General features: G+C 65.1%; 14 protein-coding genes. 13 read left to right on the forward strand and 1 reads right to left on the reverse strand.

Annotation, left to right across the window (positions count from 1 at the left end; genetic code table 11):
• Nucleotides 1-74 precede the first annotated feature (74 nt).
• The 13 genes from AC1DE1_RS17155 to AC1DE1_RS17215 all read left to right on the forward strand — a co-directional run bounded on the left by AC1DE1_RS17155 (nucleotide 75) and on the right by AC1DE1_RS17215 (nucleotide 15,322).
• On the forward strand, nucleotides 75-773 hold the full coding sequence (locus AC1DE1_RS17155) for a glutathione S-transferase N-terminal domain-containing protein (protein ID WP_477176647.1): 699 nt from the start codon (nucleotides 75-77) through the stop codon (nucleotides 771-773).
• A gap of 171 nt (nucleotides 774-944) precedes the next feature.
• Nucleotides 945-1,862, forward strand: a complete 918-nt coding sequence (locus AC1DE1_RS17160; protein WP_477176648.1) for a DMT family transporter — start codon at nucleotides 945-947, stop codon at nucleotides 1,860-1,862.
• A gap of 93 nt (nucleotides 1,863-1,955) precedes the next feature.
• A complete protein-coding gene (locus AC1DE1_RS17165; RefSeq protein WP_477178509.1) occupies nucleotides 1,956-4,160 on the forward strand; it encodes a protein-disulfide reductase DsbD family protein in 2,205 nt (734 codons plus the stop codon).
• Nucleotides 4,157-4,699: a TlpA family protein disulfide reductase gene (locus tag AC1DE1_RS17170; RefSeq protein ID WP_477176650.1), complete on the forward strand. Its 543-nt coding sequence runs from the start codon at nucleotides 4,157-4,159 to the stop codon at nucleotides 4,697-4,699. Before AC1DE1_RS17165 ends, AC1DE1_RS17170 begins: the two co-directional genes overlap by 4 nt.
• A gap of 150 nt (nucleotides 4,700-4,849) precedes the next feature.
• On the forward strand, nucleotides 4,850-5,308 hold the full coding sequence (gene aroQ / locus AC1DE1_RS17175; protein ID WP_441604828.1) for a type II 3-dehydroquinate dehydratase: 459 nt from the start codon (nucleotides 4,850-4,852) through the stop codon (nucleotides 5,306-5,308).
• A gap of 70 nt (nucleotides 5,309-5,378) precedes the next feature.
• A complete protein-coding gene (gene accB / locus AC1DE1_RS17180) occupies nucleotides 5,379-5,831 on the forward strand; it encodes an acetyl-CoA carboxylase biotin carboxyl carrier protein (protein WP_477176651.1) in 453 nt (150 codons plus the stop codon).
• 21 nt (nucleotides 5,832-5,852) lie between these two features.
• Complete coding sequence (gene accC / locus AC1DE1_RS17185) at nucleotides 5,853-7,220, forward strand: acetyl-CoA carboxylase biotin carboxylase subunit (protein WP_441604830.1); 1,368 nt, start codon at nucleotides 5,853-5,855, stop codon at nucleotides 7,218-7,220.
• A 49-nt stretch (nucleotides 7,221-7,269) separates the two neighbouring features.
• Entirely contained in the window at nucleotides 7,270-7,626 is a 357-nt protein-coding gene (locus tag AC1DE1_RS17190) for a DUF7716 domain-containing protein (protein WP_477176652.1), read from the forward strand.
• A gap of 197 nt (nucleotides 7,627-7,823) precedes the next feature.
• Nucleotides 7,824-8,729, forward strand: coding sequence for a 50S ribosomal protein L11 methyltransferase (gene prmA, locus AC1DE1_RS17195; protein WP_477176653.1), 906 nt, complete (start codon nucleotides 7,824-7,826; stop codon nucleotides 8,727-8,729).
• 101 nt (nucleotides 8,730-8,830) lie between these two features.
• Nucleotides 8,831-9,616 carry a zinc-ribbon and DUF3426 domain-containing protein gene (locus tag AC1DE1_RS17200; protein WP_477176654.1) on the forward strand — a complete coding sequence of 262 codons (786 nt, stop codon included), beginning with the start codon at nucleotides 8,831-8,833 and terminating at the stop codon, nucleotides 9,614-9,616.
• Between the two features lie 292 nt (nucleotides 9,617-9,908).
• Nucleotides 9,909-10,196, forward strand: coding sequence for a helix-turn-helix domain-containing protein (locus tag AC1DE1_RS17205; protein WP_046970233.1), 288 nt, complete (start codon nucleotides 9,909-9,911; stop codon nucleotides 10,194-10,196).
• 132 nt (nucleotides 10,197-10,328) lie between these two features.
• Nucleotides 10,329-11,939, forward strand: coding sequence for a bifunctional phosphoribosylaminoimidazolecarboxamide formyltransferase/IMP cyclohydrolase (gene purH / locus AC1DE1_RS17210; protein WP_477176655.1), 1,611 nt, complete (start codon nucleotides 10,329-10,331; stop codon nucleotides 11,937-11,939).
• 215 nt (nucleotides 11,940-12,154) lie between these two features.
• Nucleotides 12,155-15,322: an ESPR-type extended signal peptide-containing protein gene (locus AC1DE1_RS17215; RefSeq protein WP_477179157.1), complete on the forward strand. Its 3,168-nt coding sequence runs from the start codon at nucleotides 12,155-12,157 to the stop codon at nucleotides 15,320-15,322.
• Nucleotides 15,323-15,413: 91 nt separating this feature from the next.
• Here the strand turns inward: AC1DE1_RS17215 and AC1DE1_RS17220 are convergent, their stop codons facing one another.
• The gene (locus tag AC1DE1_RS17220; protein WP_477176657.1) at nucleotides 15,414-16,415 is read right to left on the reverse strand and encodes a bile acid:sodium symporter family protein; all 1,002 of its coding nucleotides are present in this window, start codon (nucleotides 16,413-16,415) and stop codon (nucleotides 15,414-15,416) included.
• Between the last annotated feature and the right edge of the window lie 23 nt (nucleotides 16,416-16,438).

Below are 16,438 nucleotides of genomic sequence, written 5' to 3' on the forward strand. Positions count from 1 at the left end.
TCCCTTGTTCTGGATCTTTTTCAAGACCAGTGAAAACCCGACACTGTCGCCATCCACTCCACGGAGCCCCCGCCATGATCGAGCTGTACTTTGCCGCCACGCCCAATGGGTTGAAGCTCAAGCTATTCCTGGAAGAAGCGGGCCTGCCGTACTTCATCACCCCGGTGAGCCTGAGCAAGGGCGAGCAGTTCAAGCCCGAATTCCTGGCCATTTCGCCCAACAACAAGATCCCGGCCATCGTCGATCACGCTCCCGCCGGGGGCGGCGCGCCGGTGACGGTGTTCGAGTCCGGGGCGATCCTGCTCTATCTGGCGGAGAAGATCGGCCAGTTCCTGCCCAACAACAGCCTCGCCCGCATCGAGGTGCTGGAGTGGTTGTTCTGGCAGGTGGCGGGGCTGGGCCCCATGGCTGGCCAGGCGGGGCATTTCAAGGTGTACGCGCCCGAGCCGGTGCCGTATGCGATCGACCGCTACACCCGCGAAGTCTCGCGGCTTTACGGCGTGCTGGATCGCCGGCTGGCCGGGCGCGAGTTCATCGCAGGCGAGTTCTCCATCGCGGACATCGCCTGTTATCCGTGGATCGTGCCGCATGAGGCGCACGGCCAGAACCTGGCGGATTTTCCGAACCTGGAGCGCTGGTTCATTGCCATCTCGCTGCGCCCCGCCACCTTGCGCACCTATGAAGGTGTGGAGAATGCATACACCCCGAAGCAGCCGCTGTCTGAGGAAGAGCGTCGCGTGTTGTTCGGTCAGGGCGCGGCACCGAAGGCCTGAAGACTGCTGACAGGTTCTGACGCGATGGGCGGCTAGACTTCTATTCGTATAGTCACCCTACCGCTCGTCATCCCTGCGAAAGCAGGGATCCAGTGACTTTCAGGCCTCCAAAAGCAAAGGCGCTGGATTCCTGCTTTCGCAGGAATGACGGGCAAAAAAAGAGCCAAACCCATGAAAACCTCCGACATCACTGCACTCGTAGCACTGGGAGCCCTATGGGGCGCCTCGTTCCTGTTCATGCGAATGGGCGCGGATGAATTCGGCGGCATGGCGCTGGCAGGCATGCGCGCCATCGGCGCGGCAATCTGCTCGATTCCGCTGCTCACGCGCACGAGGGTGACCGAGATGCGCACCCACTGGCGCGACATCGCCATCGTCGGCATCGCCAATTCGGCTTTGCCGTTCGTGCTGTTTTCGTTCGCGGCCAAGAGCCTGCCGGCAGGCGTTTCGGCTATTTCGGACGCTATTGCACCGCTGCTGGTCGCGCTGTCGGGCTGGATGCTGCTGGGCGAGAAGCTGAGTCCCACGCAGGCCAGCGGCCTGTTGGTCGGCTTTACCGGCGTGGTCTGGCTGGTAGCGGGCACGGTGGGCTTTGATGGCAGCGCGCATGCCATGGGCTGGGCGATGGCTGCCTGCCTGGGCGCCAATGTCTGCTACACCTTCGGCGCCCATTACAGCCATCGCCGCCTGCGCAGTGGCGTCACGCCGCTCAGCGTCGCCACGGGCAGCCAGCTCGCCGCCGCCGTGTTGCTGCTGCCTTTTACCGTCTGGCTGTGGCCCGCCCAGACCCCGGGGTGGACGGCATGGCTGGCGGTGCTCGGCCTGGCGGCCCTCTGCACGTCGCTCGCCTATGTCTTGTTCTATGGCTTGATGGCCCGCGTCGGCGCGTCGCGCAGCATGGTGGTGATGTTCCTTATCCCGGTGTTCGGCGTGCTCTGGGGCCTGATCTTCCTGCATGAACCGGTCACCCTGGCGATGGCCGGCGGATGCATCGTTATCCTGCTCGGGGTGGCACTCACCACCGGTTTGCTGCGTCTGCACCGTAACCGCGTGCCCGCGTCAAGCGAAGTAGTTGTAGAACACTCCTGAGCTCCGGCAGGTTTTCCCCGGCCCGCCGGCTAGCTGAGCCATAATCCCGGTTCACCTGCGCCCCGGCGCGGGTCTCTCCTTGTTGGAGCTGCAATGCGCCTGATCCACCCTGGCCGACTGGCCGCCCGCTTCCTCAGCCTGCTCTGCCTCTTGCTGGTCGCCTTGCCCGCGCTGGCTCAGGACGACCTGGACGGCCTGCTGCCGGTGACCGAGGCCTATAAGCTGACCGCCGACGCTTCCACGCCCGGCGTGGTGAAGCTGCATTGGACGATTGCGCCGGACTACTACCTCTACCGCGGCCGCATGAAGTTCAAGGCGGCGGACGGGGCTACGCTGGGCGAGGCGCAGCTGCCCGACGGCGAGAAGCACCACGATGAGTATCTCGGCGACGTGGAGACTTATCACCACGGCGTCGACGCGACCGTGCCGTACACCGTCGCGGCAGGCGCCACCGAGCTGAAGCTCAGCGTGCAGTACCAGGGCTGCCACGAGGTGGATCCCAAGATCTGCTATCCGCCGCATACCGAGCAGCTGAGCCTGCCGGTGCCGGCCGGTGCGGGCGTGGCCGGCGGCGGCGATGCGATGAGCGCGGCGCTGGGCAAGCTCGGTTCCAGCAAGAGCGGCGGTGGCGCCACCCTCCCCGCCGAACAAGCCTTTCATCTGGAGGCGCTCGCCAAGGACCGCCAGCACCTGCTGCTGCGCTGGACCGTGGCCAAGGGCTATTACCTCTATCGCGACCAGACCGCGCTCAAGCTGAAGGATGCCAACGGCCTGACCCTGGCCAAGCCCGAGTGGCCGGCCGGCGTGGAACATGAGGACGCGCATTTCGGCAAGACCACGGTTTATTTCGACCAGATCGAATTGCCGGTGGCCATTGAAGGCGATACGTCGGCGCTCAAGAGCGTGAATCTGGAAGCCAGCTTCCAGGGCTGCCAGGACGGCGGCATCTGCTACCCGCTGATGACCCGCGCGCTCGCCATCGACCTGAGCGCGACGACGCCTACCAGCGGCGCTGCCGCCGAGCCCGCGCCGGAAATGCCTCCGGCCGGCCTGGCCACCACTCCGCTGCAGGTGAGCCTGCTCACCGCGCTGCTGCTGGCCTTGGGCGGCGGCCTGGTGCTGAACCTGATGCCCTGCGTGCTGCCGGTGCTGTCGATCAAGGCGGTGGGTCTGCTGGAAAGTGGCGAGAGCCATACCAAGGCGCGTTCGCACGCCCTCTTCTATACGGCGGGCGTGCTGAGCACGTTCGCGCTGATCGGCGTCGCCATCGTCGCGCTGCGTTCGGCCGGCCATGCGCTGGGCTGGGGCGCGCAGTTGCAGCAGCCGGTGGTGGTGGGCGTGCTCGCCTGCGTGATGGTGGCCGTGGGTCTGTCAATGTCGGGCGTGGTGCAGTTCGGCACTTCGCTGGGCAATGTGGGCTCGGGCCTGGCCTCGCGCTCCGGCCATGCCGGCGACTTCTTCACCGGTGTACTCGCGGTGGCCGTGGCCAGCCCGTGCACCGCGCCCTTCATGGGCAGCGCGCTGGCTTATGCCTTTGCCGCGCCGATGATCAATGCCTTGCTGGTGTTCCTGACCTTGGGCATCGGTCTGGCGCTGCCGTTCCTGGCGATCGGCTTCGTGCCGGCGCTGGCGCGGATGCTGCCGCGGCCGGGTGCGTGGATGGAAACGCTCAAGCAGGTGCTGGCGTTCCCGATGTACCTCACCGCGGTTTGGCTGATCTGGGTGCTCGCTCATCAGCGTGGCGCCGACGCAGTGGGTCTGGTGCTGGTGGCGGTGGTGCTGCTGTCCGCCACGCTGTGGTGGTTCGAGCGCAGCCGGTCGCGGGGCGGGTTCAGCCGCGTGGCCGTCGTTGTCCTGCTCGCGCTCACCATCGTGCCGCTGTTCTATCTCTCCAAGGTGCAGGCGCCGACGCAGGCCGTGGTCGCCACCGACGGCGTGGTCGCTTATTCGCCGGAGAAGCTCGCCGAGCTGCGCAAGGCCGGCACGCCGGTATTCGTCGACATGACCGCCGACTGGTGCGTCACCTGCAAGGCCAATGAGCACGCGGTGCTCGATACCGACGCCTTCCGCGACCTGCTCAAGAAGACCGGCGCGGTCTATATGAAGGGCGACTGGACCGATGTGAACCCGACCATTGCCGCCTTCCTGCAGCAGTACCACTCGCCGGGCGTGCCGCTTTACGTGGTATTCCCCAAGGACGGCGGCGAAGGCCGCATGCTGCCGACGGTGCTCACTTCGTCGCTGGTCGAGGATGCGCTGACCAAGGCTGCCGGCACGCCAGTCGCCGCCAACCCATGATCAGTCGCAGTAACTGGATCATTCTTGGAGCCGCGGTGCTGGTCGCCGGAGTAGGCGGCTGGCTGCAGCACGCCAGTCAGCGCGCCCGCGTGCCGGAAGGCGTGCAGGTCGCCCAGGTGGGAGCGATGGCACCCGACGTGGCCCTGCGCGACCTTGACGGCAAGGAACATCGGCTGTCCGAGTACCGCGGCCGTCGTGTGCTGATCAACTTCTGGGCCAGCTGGTGCGGGCCGTGCCTGAAGGAGATGCCCGCGCTGGTGCAGGCACAGGCCAACGTCGGCGAAAAAGGCCCGATCATCGTCGGGGTCGCCATGGACGATCCGGCCAACGTGCGAGCCTTCCTGGCCGCCCATCCGGTGAACTATCCGATCCTGTTGGGCAGCCTCGACAGCCCCAGCACCTCGCTACGGCTGGGTAACGTCGGCGAAGTGCTGCCGTACAGCGTGCTTCTGGACGAGAACGGCCGTGTGCTGTTCAGTCGCCGGGGTGTCCTGGATGCCGACGACCTCAAGGCCTGGGCCGCGCCAGCCGCGCCCTGACGCGGTTTCGGCACCCATACGTCGCCGCACGGTTTAACGCTAACTTCTCCTTCAAACATCGCCGAACTGCGCCGAACTGGACAACATCCGCCGGGGCGCGCACACTCCGCGCCGGACGCCGGCCCTGCCGGCACAACCCAAGGTTAAGGCGTGGCGAAGATCCTGGTCCTGCACGGACCCAATCTCAATCTGCTGGGCAGTCGTGAGCCGGAGGTTTACGGTCGCGACACGCTGGCCGATATCGACGCCTCGCTGATGCAGCGTGCCCAGAGCGCCGGACACGGCCTGGAAGCGTTCCAGTCCAACGCCGAGCACGCCCTGATCGACCGCATCCACCAGGCCCGCCTGGACGGCACGGCGATCATCCTGATCAATCCGGGCGCCTTCACCCACACCAGCATCGCCCTGCGCGACGCGCTGGCGGGCGTGGCCATCCCGTTCATCGAGCTGCATCTGTCCAACGTGCATGCCCGCGAAGCGTTCCGCCGGCATTCCTACCTCTCGGACATCGCCGTGGGCGTGATCTGCGGTTTTGGCGCAGACAGCTACCGGCTGGCATTGGATGCCGCCCTGAACCGGCTGGACCGCGCTGGCGCGTCCGCCTCCTGAATCCCGGGCCTGTCGCCCACATATTCCCATTCCGGCCGCTGCGGCGGCCTCAACGAAAAAGGTTTGAACCATGGACCTGCGCAAGATCAAGAAGCTCATCGACCTGCTCGAGGAATCCAACCTCGCGGAACTTGAGATCAAGGAAGGCGAAGAGGTCGTTCGTTTGTCGCGCGTTCCCAAGGGCACCATGACCGCCGCCCCGGTAATGCAGGCCGCCCCGATCGTGGCCGCGCCCGTCGCCGTCGCCGCGCCGGTGGAAGCCGCGCCGGCCGAGGCCGCCCTGCCCGCCGGTCATGTGGTGAAGGCGCCGATGGTCGGCACGTTCTACGCCTCGTCCAGCCCGGGCGCAGCGGCCTTCGTGAAGGTCGGCCAGCAGGTCAAGGCTGGCGAGACGCTGGGCATCATCGAAGCGATGAAGATGTTCAACCAGATCGAGGCTGACGTGGCCGGCACCGTGACCGCCATCCTGCTCGAAAACGGCCAGTCGGTGGAATTCGACCAGCCGATGTTCGTGATCGCCTGAGCCGGCTGACCGATCATGCCCATGCTCGAAAAAGTCGTCATCGCCAACCGCGGCGAAATCGCCCTGCGCGTGCTGCGCGCCTGCCACAGTCTGGGTATCAAGACCGTGGCGGTGCACTCCACCGCAGACCGTAATCTCAAGCACGTAGGCCTGGCCGACGAGTCGATCTGCATCGGCCCGGCGCCGTCCATCGACAGTTATCTCAATATCCCGCGCATCATCGCTGCGGCGGAAATCACCGACGCCCAGGCCATCCACCCGGGTTACGGCTTTCTGTCCGAGCGAGCCGACTTCGCCGAACAGGTGGAACAGTCGGGCTTCATCTTCATCGGCCCCACCGCGGACGTGATCCGTTTGATGGGCGACAAGGTGGAAGCGATCCGCGCCATGAAGGCCGCCGGCGTGCCGTGCGTGCCGGGCTCGGGTGGCCCGCTCGGCGACAATGTGGAAGAGAACATCCGCATTGCGCGCGAGATCGGCTACCCGGTGATCATCAAGGCCGCCGGTGGCGGCGGCGGTCGCGGCATGCGCGTGGTGCGCACCGAGGCTCACCTGGGCAACGCCGTCACCATGACCAAGCAGGAAGCGAAGGCCGCTTTCGGCAACGATCAGGTGTACATGGAGAAGTTCCTGGAAAATCCGCGCCACGTGGAAATCCAGGTGCTGGCCGACGGCCAGGGCAACGCCATCCATCTGGGCGAACGCGACTGCTCCATGCAGCGTCGCCACCAGAAGGTGGTCGAAGAAGCACCCGCACCGGGCATCACGCCGGAACTGCGCGAGCAGATCGGCAAGGTGTGCGTGGATGCGTGCCTGCGCATCGGCTATCGCGGCGCCGGCACCTTCGAATTCCTGTTCGAAGACGGCCGCTTCTACTTCATCGAGATGAACACCCGTATCCAGGTGGAGCATCCGGTGACCGAGCTGATCACCGGCATCGACCTGGTGCGCGAGCAGTTGCTGATTGCCGGCGGCGAAAAGCTCTCGATCAAGCAGTCGGACATCAAGATCCACGGTCACGCGATCGAGTGCCGCATCAACGCGGAAGATCCCGACTCCTTCCTGCCTTCGCCGGGCACGGTCAAACGTTTCGAGGCGCCGGGCGGCCCGGGTGTGCGCGTGGATACGCATCTGTACGACGGCTACCGCATTCCGCCGAACTACGACTCGATGATCGGCAAGCTGATCGTGCACGGCCCGGATCGCGAAACCGCCATCGCGCGCATGCGCCTGGCGCTCGCCGAGACGGTGATCGAAGGCGTGAAGTGCAATATCCCGCTGCAGCAACGCATCATGGCCGACGCCGGTTTCCAGCAGGGTGGACAGAACATCCACTACCTGGAAAAGCGCATGGCCGAACAGAAGGAAAAGGCCGCCCACGGCGGCTGATTTGTGGCCGGCGAGTCGCCTGGACGACTCGCCGGTTTGCCTGACCACGATGTCTGCCCTGCTCACACTGCGCGAAGCGATCGACGCCATCACTGAGGCCTTCGACGAAGGCGATGGCTGGGATCGCTATGCCTGGGTCTATATCCGCGGCAAGATCACCGAGCCTTCGTGCAGGCTGTATCTCTCGCATGTTGGCGATGAGGAAGAGGCGCTGATTGCCGATCACGGCGCTGCGCTGCCTGAGTTCGCTGCGCAACATGAGCTGGGCCATTTTCTTGAAGCGGCGGATTTCGCCGAAGTGCTGTTTGTGCAGCGGCGGCAGCAGCCATCGCCCACGCTCGAGGATTTCGCGCGTGCGCTGGAGTATTACCGCAAGCACGACAGTTTTATGGGCGTAGCGCCGTAGTAGCAACCGACACCCCTGTGGGAGCGCACCCTGTGCGCGACCGCGGAGCATCGGTGTACCTCTGGGCTGCTGAATCTCCCGATCCGCATGGCGATAACCCACTGCCGTCGCGCACAGGGTGCGCTCCCACAAAGAGGGAGAGGCACCATCGCCCCCACTTCGGCGACAATGCACGCCTGATATCGCAGGATCGCCCCATGCCCTGGCTTGAACTCTCCCTCACCGTCCGCGCCGAACAGCAGCCTCGTGTCGAAGAGGCGCTCGATGATCTGGGCGCGCTTTCGATCACGCTGCAGGACGCCGATGCGGAAACGCCGGACGAGCAGGCCATTTTCGAGCCCGGCGTGGGCGAACTGCCGCTGTGGCCGACGATCACGCTCAACGCGCTGTTCGAAGCCGAGACGGATCGGCGCGGCCTGGGCGAAGCCCTGGGCGACCTGCTGCCGTGGCTGGAGCCGGAGCAGATGCTGTTCCGCGACGTGGCCGACGAAGACTGGGAACGCGCGTGGATGGACCAGTTCAAGCCGATGCCGTTCGGCCGGCGCCTGTGGATCTATCCGTGGAACATCGAGCCGCCCGTCGATGAGGACATCGTGGTCGTGCGGCTGGACCCGGGCCTCGCCTTCGGCAGCGGTACGCACCCGACCACGGCGCTGTGCCTGGCATGGCTGGACAGCCTGGATCTGCAGGGCAAGAGCGTGATGGATTTCGGCTGCGGCTCGGGCATCCTTGCCATCGCCGCGCTCAAGCTCGGCGCCGCCGGCGCGGTGGGCGTGGACAATGATCCCCAGGCACTCATCGCCTCGGCCGACAACGCCGAACGCAACGAGGTGGCCGATCGCCTCACCGTGTATCTGCCCGAAGATCTGATTGCAGAACCGGCGGACGTCTTCATCGCCAATATCCTTGCCGGTCCACTGGGCGAACTGGCGCCGACCTTTGCCGCCGCCGCCAAGCCAGGCGCGCCGTTTGCCATCTCCGGCATCCTGCACGGCCAGGAAGAAGAGCTGCTGGCGCGCTATGCGGAGTGGTTCGAGGACTTGCGCGTGGATACCCAGGAAGACTGGGTGCGCATCAGCGGCCGACGCGCAGGGACGCGCTAGTACAGAGCCACTGAGTGACCGTTCACGATACCGGCATGCCCGCGGGTGATTTGTCTCGCGCGGTGCACTAGGCTTGTTGCAATCCGGTCACCACGGTCCGCATGTACGCCCAATGTCCCGAATGCCTCACCGTGTTCTCGCTGAACACGGAAACGCTTGCGCAGGCGCGCGGCGAGGTCGTGTGCGGACATTGCGAGACGGTATTCGATGCCTTGGCCAGCCTGAGCGACCAGCTGCCGCCGGAGCCGTTCGAGCACCTGCCCCCGCGCATGCCCGAGACGCCACCGCGGCTGGATCTGGCGGTCTATCGGCCATCGGCGGAGCCGGCGGTCGTGGCGGAGGCGCCGGCACCACACGATGTGCTCGACGAATTCGCCCACCTGGTGGTGGCGCCGCGCTTCGCGCGCAAACCGGAGAAGAAGCGCCGCTGGCCCTGGATCACCGCCTGCAGCCTGCTGCTGCTGGCACTGGGCGGGCAACTGGCATGGGCCAAGCGCGATGCGCTGATCAGCGACGACACGGCGGGCCCGCTGCTGAGAGAGGCCTGCGCCACGATGGGTTGCCAGCTGCCGCTCGTGCAGGACATTACGCGGCTGAGCCTGGTCGCGCGCGACGTGCAGGCCCATCCATCGGTGCCGGGTGCGCTGCTGATCACCGCCAACGTGCACAACGACGCGCCGTTCGCACAGCCTTATCCGGTGGTGTCGATCACCTTGTCCGATGCGAACGGCAGCAAGCTCGCCATGCGGCGGCTGCGGCCCACCGAATACCTCGGCGACAACGCCACTCTGCAAAAAGGCATACCGCCCGATGGCAGCGCGGCCTTGATGCTTGAAGTGGAAGATCCCAGCGGCAAGGCCGTGGCGTTCGAGTTCGATTTCGAATAGACGTCCATTTGATGGCGCGCCATGCAGCGGCCGGCATCGTCTCAGGCCGGTTCGCCGGATTTACACAGGCACATGTCGTGCCACCAATGCAAGTGAATGTCCATAGGACATTTTGGTTGCGTGATCCAAATGCGGTCCCGCCAAACGGGTACTTAAAATTCTCGGCACGCGAGGGTACACTCGCTCCTTCGTCTTGTGCTGCACCCGGCGTTCCATGCGAGCCGCCGCCAGCGGTATTTGCCATAAACACTGCAGCGGCCCACGTAGTCGCTGCGTTAGAACGTGAGGGGAAATGCCCGTGAACGCCGTACGACTGCCTGCCAGCGAGTCTCCGAAAGAGACATCGTCGCAGAGCGCCTTGAGCGAATGCGTCAGCCGCACCGTGCGCCGCTATCTTGCCGATATCGGCGATACGGAATGCGACGAAGGTCTGCACGCGCTCGTCATCCGCGAAGTCGAAGGCCCCCTCCTGCGCGAAGTGCTGGCCTGGCACGACGGCAACCAGAGTCGCGCGGCTGCCGTACTCGGCATCAATCGCGCCACGCTGCGCAAGAAGCTCGCCGCACACGGCCTGCTGTAACACTGCTGCGTCATGCGCGCCGGCGGCGCGCATCCCCTTGCATTTGGCCATCCAACTGGCGCACCGCCCGCTTTCAGGCGGCGCCCGCCCCAGGCGGCTATAATGCCCGGCTTCCCCGTCCTGGAAGCCGTCATGCCTGCCTCTGCCGTATCCCCCATTCGTCGCGCGCTGCTTAGCGTGTCCGATAAGACCGGACTGATCGCGCTGGGCCAGCGCCTGCACCAGGCTGGCGTGGAGCTGCTTTCCACCGGCGGCAGCGCCAAGGCGTTGCGTGAGGCGGGCATCCCGGTCAAGGACGTCAGCGACGTCACCGGCTTCCCCGAGATCATGGATGGCCGCGTCAAGACCCTGCATCCCAAGGTGCATGGCGGCCTGCTCGGTCGCCGCGGCACGGACGACGCCGTGATGAGCGAACTGGGCATCGCGCCGATCGACCTGCTGGTGCTCAATCTCTATCCGTTCGAGCAGACCGTGGCGCGCGCCGATTGCACGCTGGAAGAAGCGATCGAGAACATCGACATCGGCGGCCCGGCGATGCTGCGTTCGGCCGCCAAGAACTGGAACGACGTGGGCGTGCTCACCTCGCCCGACCAGTACGACGAGGCGCTCGCGGAAATCGAAGCGCATGGCGGCCTCACGCGCGCCACGCGCTTCAAGCTCGCCGTGGCCGCGTTCAATCGCGTGTCCAACTACGACGGCGCGATCAGCGACTACCTCTCCGCACTCAAGCTCAATGACAACTACGACGCCATTGCCGGTCATGACGCGTTCCCCGCGCAGGCCAACGGTCGCTTCGTGAAGATGATGGATCTGCGCTACGGCGAAAACCCGCACCAGCAGGCCGCGTTCTATCGCGACCTGTATCCCGCGCCGGGCACGCTGGCCACGTTCCGCCAGCTGCAGGGCAAGGAGTTGTCGTTCAACAACATCGCCGACTCCGATGCCGCGTGGGAATGCGTACGTAGTTTTACCAAGCCGGCCTGCGTCATCGTCAAACACGCAAACCCGTGCGGCGTGGCGGTGAGCCTGGATGGCATCGGCCGTGCTTATGATCTGGCCTACCAGACGGATCCCACCTCGGCCTTCGGCGGCATCATCGCCTTCAACCGCGTGGTGGATGCAGCCACGGCCAAGGCCATCGTGGATCGCCAGTTCGTGGAAGTGGTGCTCGCGCCCGGTTACGAAGACGCAGCGCTCAAGGCCTTCGCCAAGAAGACCAATGTGCGCGTGCTGGAAATTCCGCCGCCGGCCGACGGCGACCTGAGCAAGGCCCATCCCGGCAACGATTGCCGTCGCGTGGGTTCGGGCCTGCTGATCCAGACCGCCGACCGCGCCATGGTCAAGGCCGAGGACCTGAAGATCGTCACGAAGCGCGCACCCACGCCCACCGAGATCGACGACCTGATCTTCGCGTGGAAGGTGGCCAAGTACGTCAAGAGCAATGCCATCGTCTACGCCAGGAACCGCCAGACCATCGGCGTGGGCGCGGGCCAGATGAGCCGCGTGTACAGCGCCAAGATCGCCGGCATCAAGGCCGCCGACGAGAAGCTGGAAGTGCGTGGCTCGGTGATGGCGTCCGATGCGTTCTTCCCGTTCCGCGATGGCATCGACGCGGCGGCTGCCGCCGGCATCCAGGCCGTGATCCAGCCGGGTGGTTCGATGCGCGATGCGGAAGTGATTGCAGCAGCGGACGAGCATGGCATGGCGATGGTGTTCACGGGCATTCGCCATTTCAGGCACTGATCCCCAACCTCAGCGATACAAAAAAAAGGCGCCCCTGGGCGCCTTTTTTCTTGGCGGATACCCACCTGAGACAAATCTGATATCGCCCCAGATCAGACAGTTCTTATGTTTCGCGCAGACCCTCGAGCGGACCATGTGCTTCGTGGACGGCAAGGAAGTCCGGCAAGCCAAACGGAAACGGCCATCACTTTCCTCTTCCGCTTAAGGGTCTTGTCATGAACGCCATTTATCGCATTGTGTGGAACGCTGTCACCGGCCGCTGGGTCGTCGCCTCGGAACTGGCCAAGGGCCGCAGGAAGTCGTCGGCAGCCAAGCGCATGGCGACCACCCTGGCCGTCGTCGGCATGATCGGAGCCGTGGCGCCCGCCTTCGCCTTGAGCACCAATGGCAAAGCGCCGCTCATCGTGAATGACACTGGCTTCAATGTGACGGATGGAGGCAACTGTCAGGCCCTGGGCGGCGACGGCACTAACACCTTCGTCAGCATCGCCAACTGCGATTCGAACAGCCTGAGCTCGGGAAACTACAAGAACGCCAGGCAGACCGATTCGGTGGTGATCAGCGGCAGCTCCATGTCGGTCGGTGGTTACCAGTACATCAATGGGGCCGATGGCGTGAACGCCCTGACGATCACCACTAGCGGAGCCAACATTTCGTTGAACGCCGGCAAGGTCACGGGGCTGGCCAAGGGCACGGTGGACACGGATGCGGTGAACGTGTCGCAGCTCAACAGCGTGACCTCCGCCATCGGCGGCGGCATGAGCGTCAATGCCGACGGCACCCTCCGTACGCCGTCCATCACCGTCAACGGTACGACCTACAGCGACATGACCTCGGCCGTGCAGGCCACGGCGACCGCGGTGGGCAACTTCGACGCGCTGAACTGGAATGCGGCCGCTGGCGCGTTCGACGCCAAGCACGGTTTGTCGGCGACCAGCAAGATCGTCAACGTCGCCGCAGGCACGGTGGGCGCTTCCAGCACCGATGCCGTCAATGGCTCGCAGCTGTACGCCACCAATCAGAACGTGGCCCAGAACACCACGAACATCACCTCGCTGGGCAGCCGTGTCACCACCAACGAAGGCAACATCAGCACGCTCACCACCAGCGTCAGCAACATCGACGCCCGCACTACCCAGAACACCAACAGCATCTCCTCGCTGGACGGCCGTGTGACGAACGTGGAAGGCAGCGTCAGCAACCTCACCAACCAGATCAACAAGGGCTCGGTGGGCATGGTGCAGCAGGCCTCGGCCGGTGCGGACCTGACCGTGGGCAAGGCCACCGATGGCGCAGCGGTGAACTTCGCCGACCAGGGCGGCAACGCTCGTACGCTGAAGAACGTGAAAGCCGGCGTGAACGCCAACGATGCCGTCAACATGTCTCAGCTCGACGCGACCAATGCTGCCGTGACCCAGAACACGACCAGCATCTCGTCGCTGGACCAGCGCGTCACCACCAACGAAGGCGACATCGGCACGATCAACACCAACGTCAGCCATATCGATGCCCGCGTCACCCAGAACACCACGGACATCGCCTCGCTGGACAAGCGCGTCACCACCAACGAAGGCGACATCAGCTCGCTCACCACCAACGTCAGCAACATCGACGCCCGCGTTACCCAGAACACCAACAGCATTTCTTCGCTGGACGGCCGCGTGACGAATGTGGAAGGCGGCGTCAGCAACCTCACCAATCAGATCAACAGCGGCTCGGTGGGCATGGTGCAGCAGGCTGCGCCCGGTGCGGACCTGACGGTGGGCAACGCCACCGATGGCGCGGCGGTGGACTTTGCCGACAAGAACGGCAACGCCCGCACGCTGAAGAACGTCAAAGCCGGCGTGAACGACAAGGATGCCGTCAACATGTCGCAGCTCAACGCGACCAATGCGGCCGTGACGCAGAACACCACGGATATCTCCTCGCTGGACAAGCGTGTCACCACCAACGAGGGCGACATCGGCACGATCAACACCAACGTCAGCAACATCGACGCCCGCGTCACCCAGAACACCAACAGCATCTCCTCGCTGGATGGCCGCGTGACGAACGTGGAAGGCAATGTCAGCAACCTCACCAACCAGATCAACCAGGGCGAGCTCGGCCTGGTGAAGCAGGACGCCAGCAGCAAGGTGGTGACGGTGGCCAAGGACACCGGCGGCAAGCGGGTGGACATGGCGGGAACAGATGGCGAGCGCACGGTGACGGGCGTGGCCGAGGGCGACGTGAGTGCATCCAGCAAGGACGCCGTCAACGGCAGCCAGCTGTTCGCCACCAACCAGCAGGTCGCGCAGAACACCGCCGCCATTGCCGGCAACACGGCTTCCATCGCCGGCCTGAGCCAGTCGATCAACAACATCACGACCGGCGGCAACGGCGTGAAGTTCTTCCACGCCAACTCGGCAGCCATCGACTACGTCGCCTCGGGCCGCGAGTCGGTAGCGGTGGGCGGCGGTGCGCAGGCGACGGCGAGCCAGTCGGTGGCGCTGGGTTCGGGTTCGGTGGCTGACCGCGACAACTCGGTGTCGGTAGGTTCGCAGGGCAACGAGCGCCAGATCACCAACGTGAAGGCGGGTACCGCCGATACGGATGCCGTGAACGTGGCGCAGCTGAAGGCCGCTGGCGTGATCAACGGCGACGGCTCGGCCAATGCCGCCGTGACGTACGACCGCAACGCGGACGGCTCGGCCAACCATGGCAGCGTCACGCTGGGCAATGGTCAGGCCGCCAGCGGCACGACCATCCATAACGTGGCGGCCGGCGTGGGCGAGATGGATGCGGTGAACGTGGCTCAGCTCAACGCGGTCGTATCCCAGGCCACCAGCACGTCGAACGCGATCGCTTCCAACGATGCCGCTGCACCGGCGGCCAAGGCGACCGGCGAGCACTCGGCGGCGATTGGCGGCGGCTCTGTGGCTGACCGCGACAACACCGTGTCGATGGGTTCGCAGGGCAACGAGCGCCAGATCACCAACGTCAAGGCCGGCACGGCCGATACGGATGCGGTGAACGTGGCCCAGATGAACCAGGCAAGCAGCTCGGCCACCAGCAGCGCCAACAGCTACACGGATCAGCAGGTGGGCAACGTCGCCAAACAGGTGGCCGGCATGCAGCAGCAGATGGACGACCAGTTCCGCAACGTCAACAAGCGCATCAGCGGCAACAACGCCATGAGCACCTCCATGATGACGATGGCGGCCAGCCTCGGCGGCATCGAGACGCAGAACCGCTTCGGCGCCGGCACCGGTTTCTCCAACGGCTCCAAGGCGATTTCCGTCGGCTACCAGCGCGCCATCAGCAAGCGCGCCAACATCACCGTCGGTGCTTCGGTCACCGGTGGCGACAGCTCGGTCGGCGTGGGCGTGGGGATGGGCTGGTAAGCAGGAAACCACGCGGGTAAAAGAAAAGGGCGTCCAGCAAGGACGCCCTTTTTCTTGGGCGGCACCAACATTGCAGGCCGGCTCCAGCGTTTCAGCTTTCCGCGGCGACACCGACCTTGCGGCTACGCCCTTCCACCCTCTGGGCATACTTCTTCGCCAACACCGCACACGTCATCAGCTGGATCTGATGGAACAGCATGATCGGCAGCACGATGGCGCCCAGCGGATGGCCGGCAAACAGCACCTTGGCCATCGGCACACCGCTGGCGAGACTCTTCTTGGATCCGCAGAAAACGATGGTGATTTCATCCTCGCGCTTAAAGCCCAGTGCACGCGCACCGTAGCGGGTAACGATGAGCGCAATGGCGAGCAGCACGGCGTTGACGATCAGCAGGCCGCCGAGCACGGGCAGTGGGATCTGCTTCCACAAGCCCTGCAGCACCGCCGCACTGAAGGCCGTATAGACGACCAGCAGGATCGAGCCCTGGTCGACGAAGGACAGCAGCGAGCGGTTGCGTTCCACCCAGCGGCCGATCCAGCGCTGCGCGACCTGGCCGGCCACGAACGGCACCAGCAGTTGCAGCACGATGGCACCGATGGCATCCCAGTTCATGCCGCCCTGCCCGTGCGATTCCAGCATCACGCCCACCAGCAGCGGCGTGATGAAGATGCCAAGCATGCTCGAGGCGGAGGCGGAACAAATCGCCGCCGGCACATTGCCGCGCGCCATCGAGGTGAAGGCGATCGATGACTGCACCGTCGAGGGCAGCGTGCACAGGAACAGCACGCCCAGGTAAAGCGAAGGCGTCACCAGCGGGGACAGCACGGGACGCAGCAGCAGTCCCAGCACCGGGAACAGCACGAAAGTGCTGGCCAACACAGTCAGATGCAGGCGCCAGTGCGTCATGCCGGCCACCACGGCTTCGCGCGAGAGCTTGGCGCCGTGCAGGAAGAACAGCAGTGCGATGGCCATGTCGGTGAGCACATTGAACACGCTCGCCGTGGTGCCGCGGCAGGGCAACAGGCTGGCCAGCACCACCGTGACGATCAGGGCGCAGGTGAAGCGGTCGGGCAGGAAGCGACTCAGGGACATGGCCGTGGCACGCGCAAATCGGG

The sequence above is a fragment of the Dyella sp. 05T440 genome, from assembly GCF_056395965.1.

Bases quoted from the DNA above. Each gene is read 5' to 3' on its own strand.
- purH (WP_477176655.1), top strand. From the start codon at position 10,329: ATGCCTGCCTCTGCCGTATCCCCCATTCGTCGCGCGCTGCTTAGCGTG.
- AC1DE1_RS17165 (WP_477178509.1), top strand. From the start codon at position 1,956: ATGCGCCTGATCCACCCTGGCCGACTGGCCGCCCGCTTCCTCAGCCTG.
- accC (WP_441604830.1), top strand. From the start codon at position 5,853: ATGCTCGAAAAAGTCGTCATCGCCAACCGCGGCGAAATCGCCCTGCGC.
- AC1DE1_RS17170 (WP_477176650.1), top strand. From the start codon at position 4,157: ATGATCAGTCGCAGTAACTGGATCATTCTTGGAGCCGCGGTGCTGGTC.
- AC1DE1_RS17220 (WP_477176657.1), bottom strand. From the start codon at position 16,415: ATGTCCCTGAGTCGCTTCCTGCCCGACCGCTTCACCTGCGCCCTGATC.
- AC1DE1_RS17215 (WP_477179157.1), top strand. From the start codon at position 12,155: ATGAACGCCATTTATCGCATTGTGTGGAACGCTGTCACCGGCCGCTGG.
- AC1DE1_RS17160 (WP_477176648.1), top strand. From the start codon at position 945: ATGAAAACCTCCGACATCACTGCACTCGTAGCACTGGGAGCCCTATGG.
- prmA (WP_477176653.1), top strand. From the start codon at position 7,824: ATGCCCTGGCTTGAACTCTCCCTCACCGTCCGCGCCGAACAGCAGCCT.
- accB (WP_477176651.1), top strand. From the start codon at position 5,379: ATGGACCTGCGCAAGATCAAGAAGCTCATCGACCTGCTCGAGGAATCC.
- AC1DE1_RS17155 (WP_477176647.1), top strand. From the start codon at position 75: ATGATCGAGCTGTACTTTGCCGCCACGCCCAATGGGTTGAAGCTCAAG.
- AC1DE1_RS17190 (WP_477176652.1), top strand. From the start codon at position 7,270: ATGTCTGCCCTGCTCACACTGCGCGAAGCGATCGACGCCATCACTGAG.
- AC1DE1_RS17205 (WP_046970233.1), top strand. From the start codon at position 9,909: ATGCCCGTGAACGCCGTACGACTGCCTGCCAGCGAGTCTCCGAAAGAG.
- AC1DE1_RS17200 (WP_477176654.1), top strand. From the start codon at position 8,831: ATGTACGCCCAATGTCCCGAATGCCTCACCGTGTTCTCGCTGAACACG.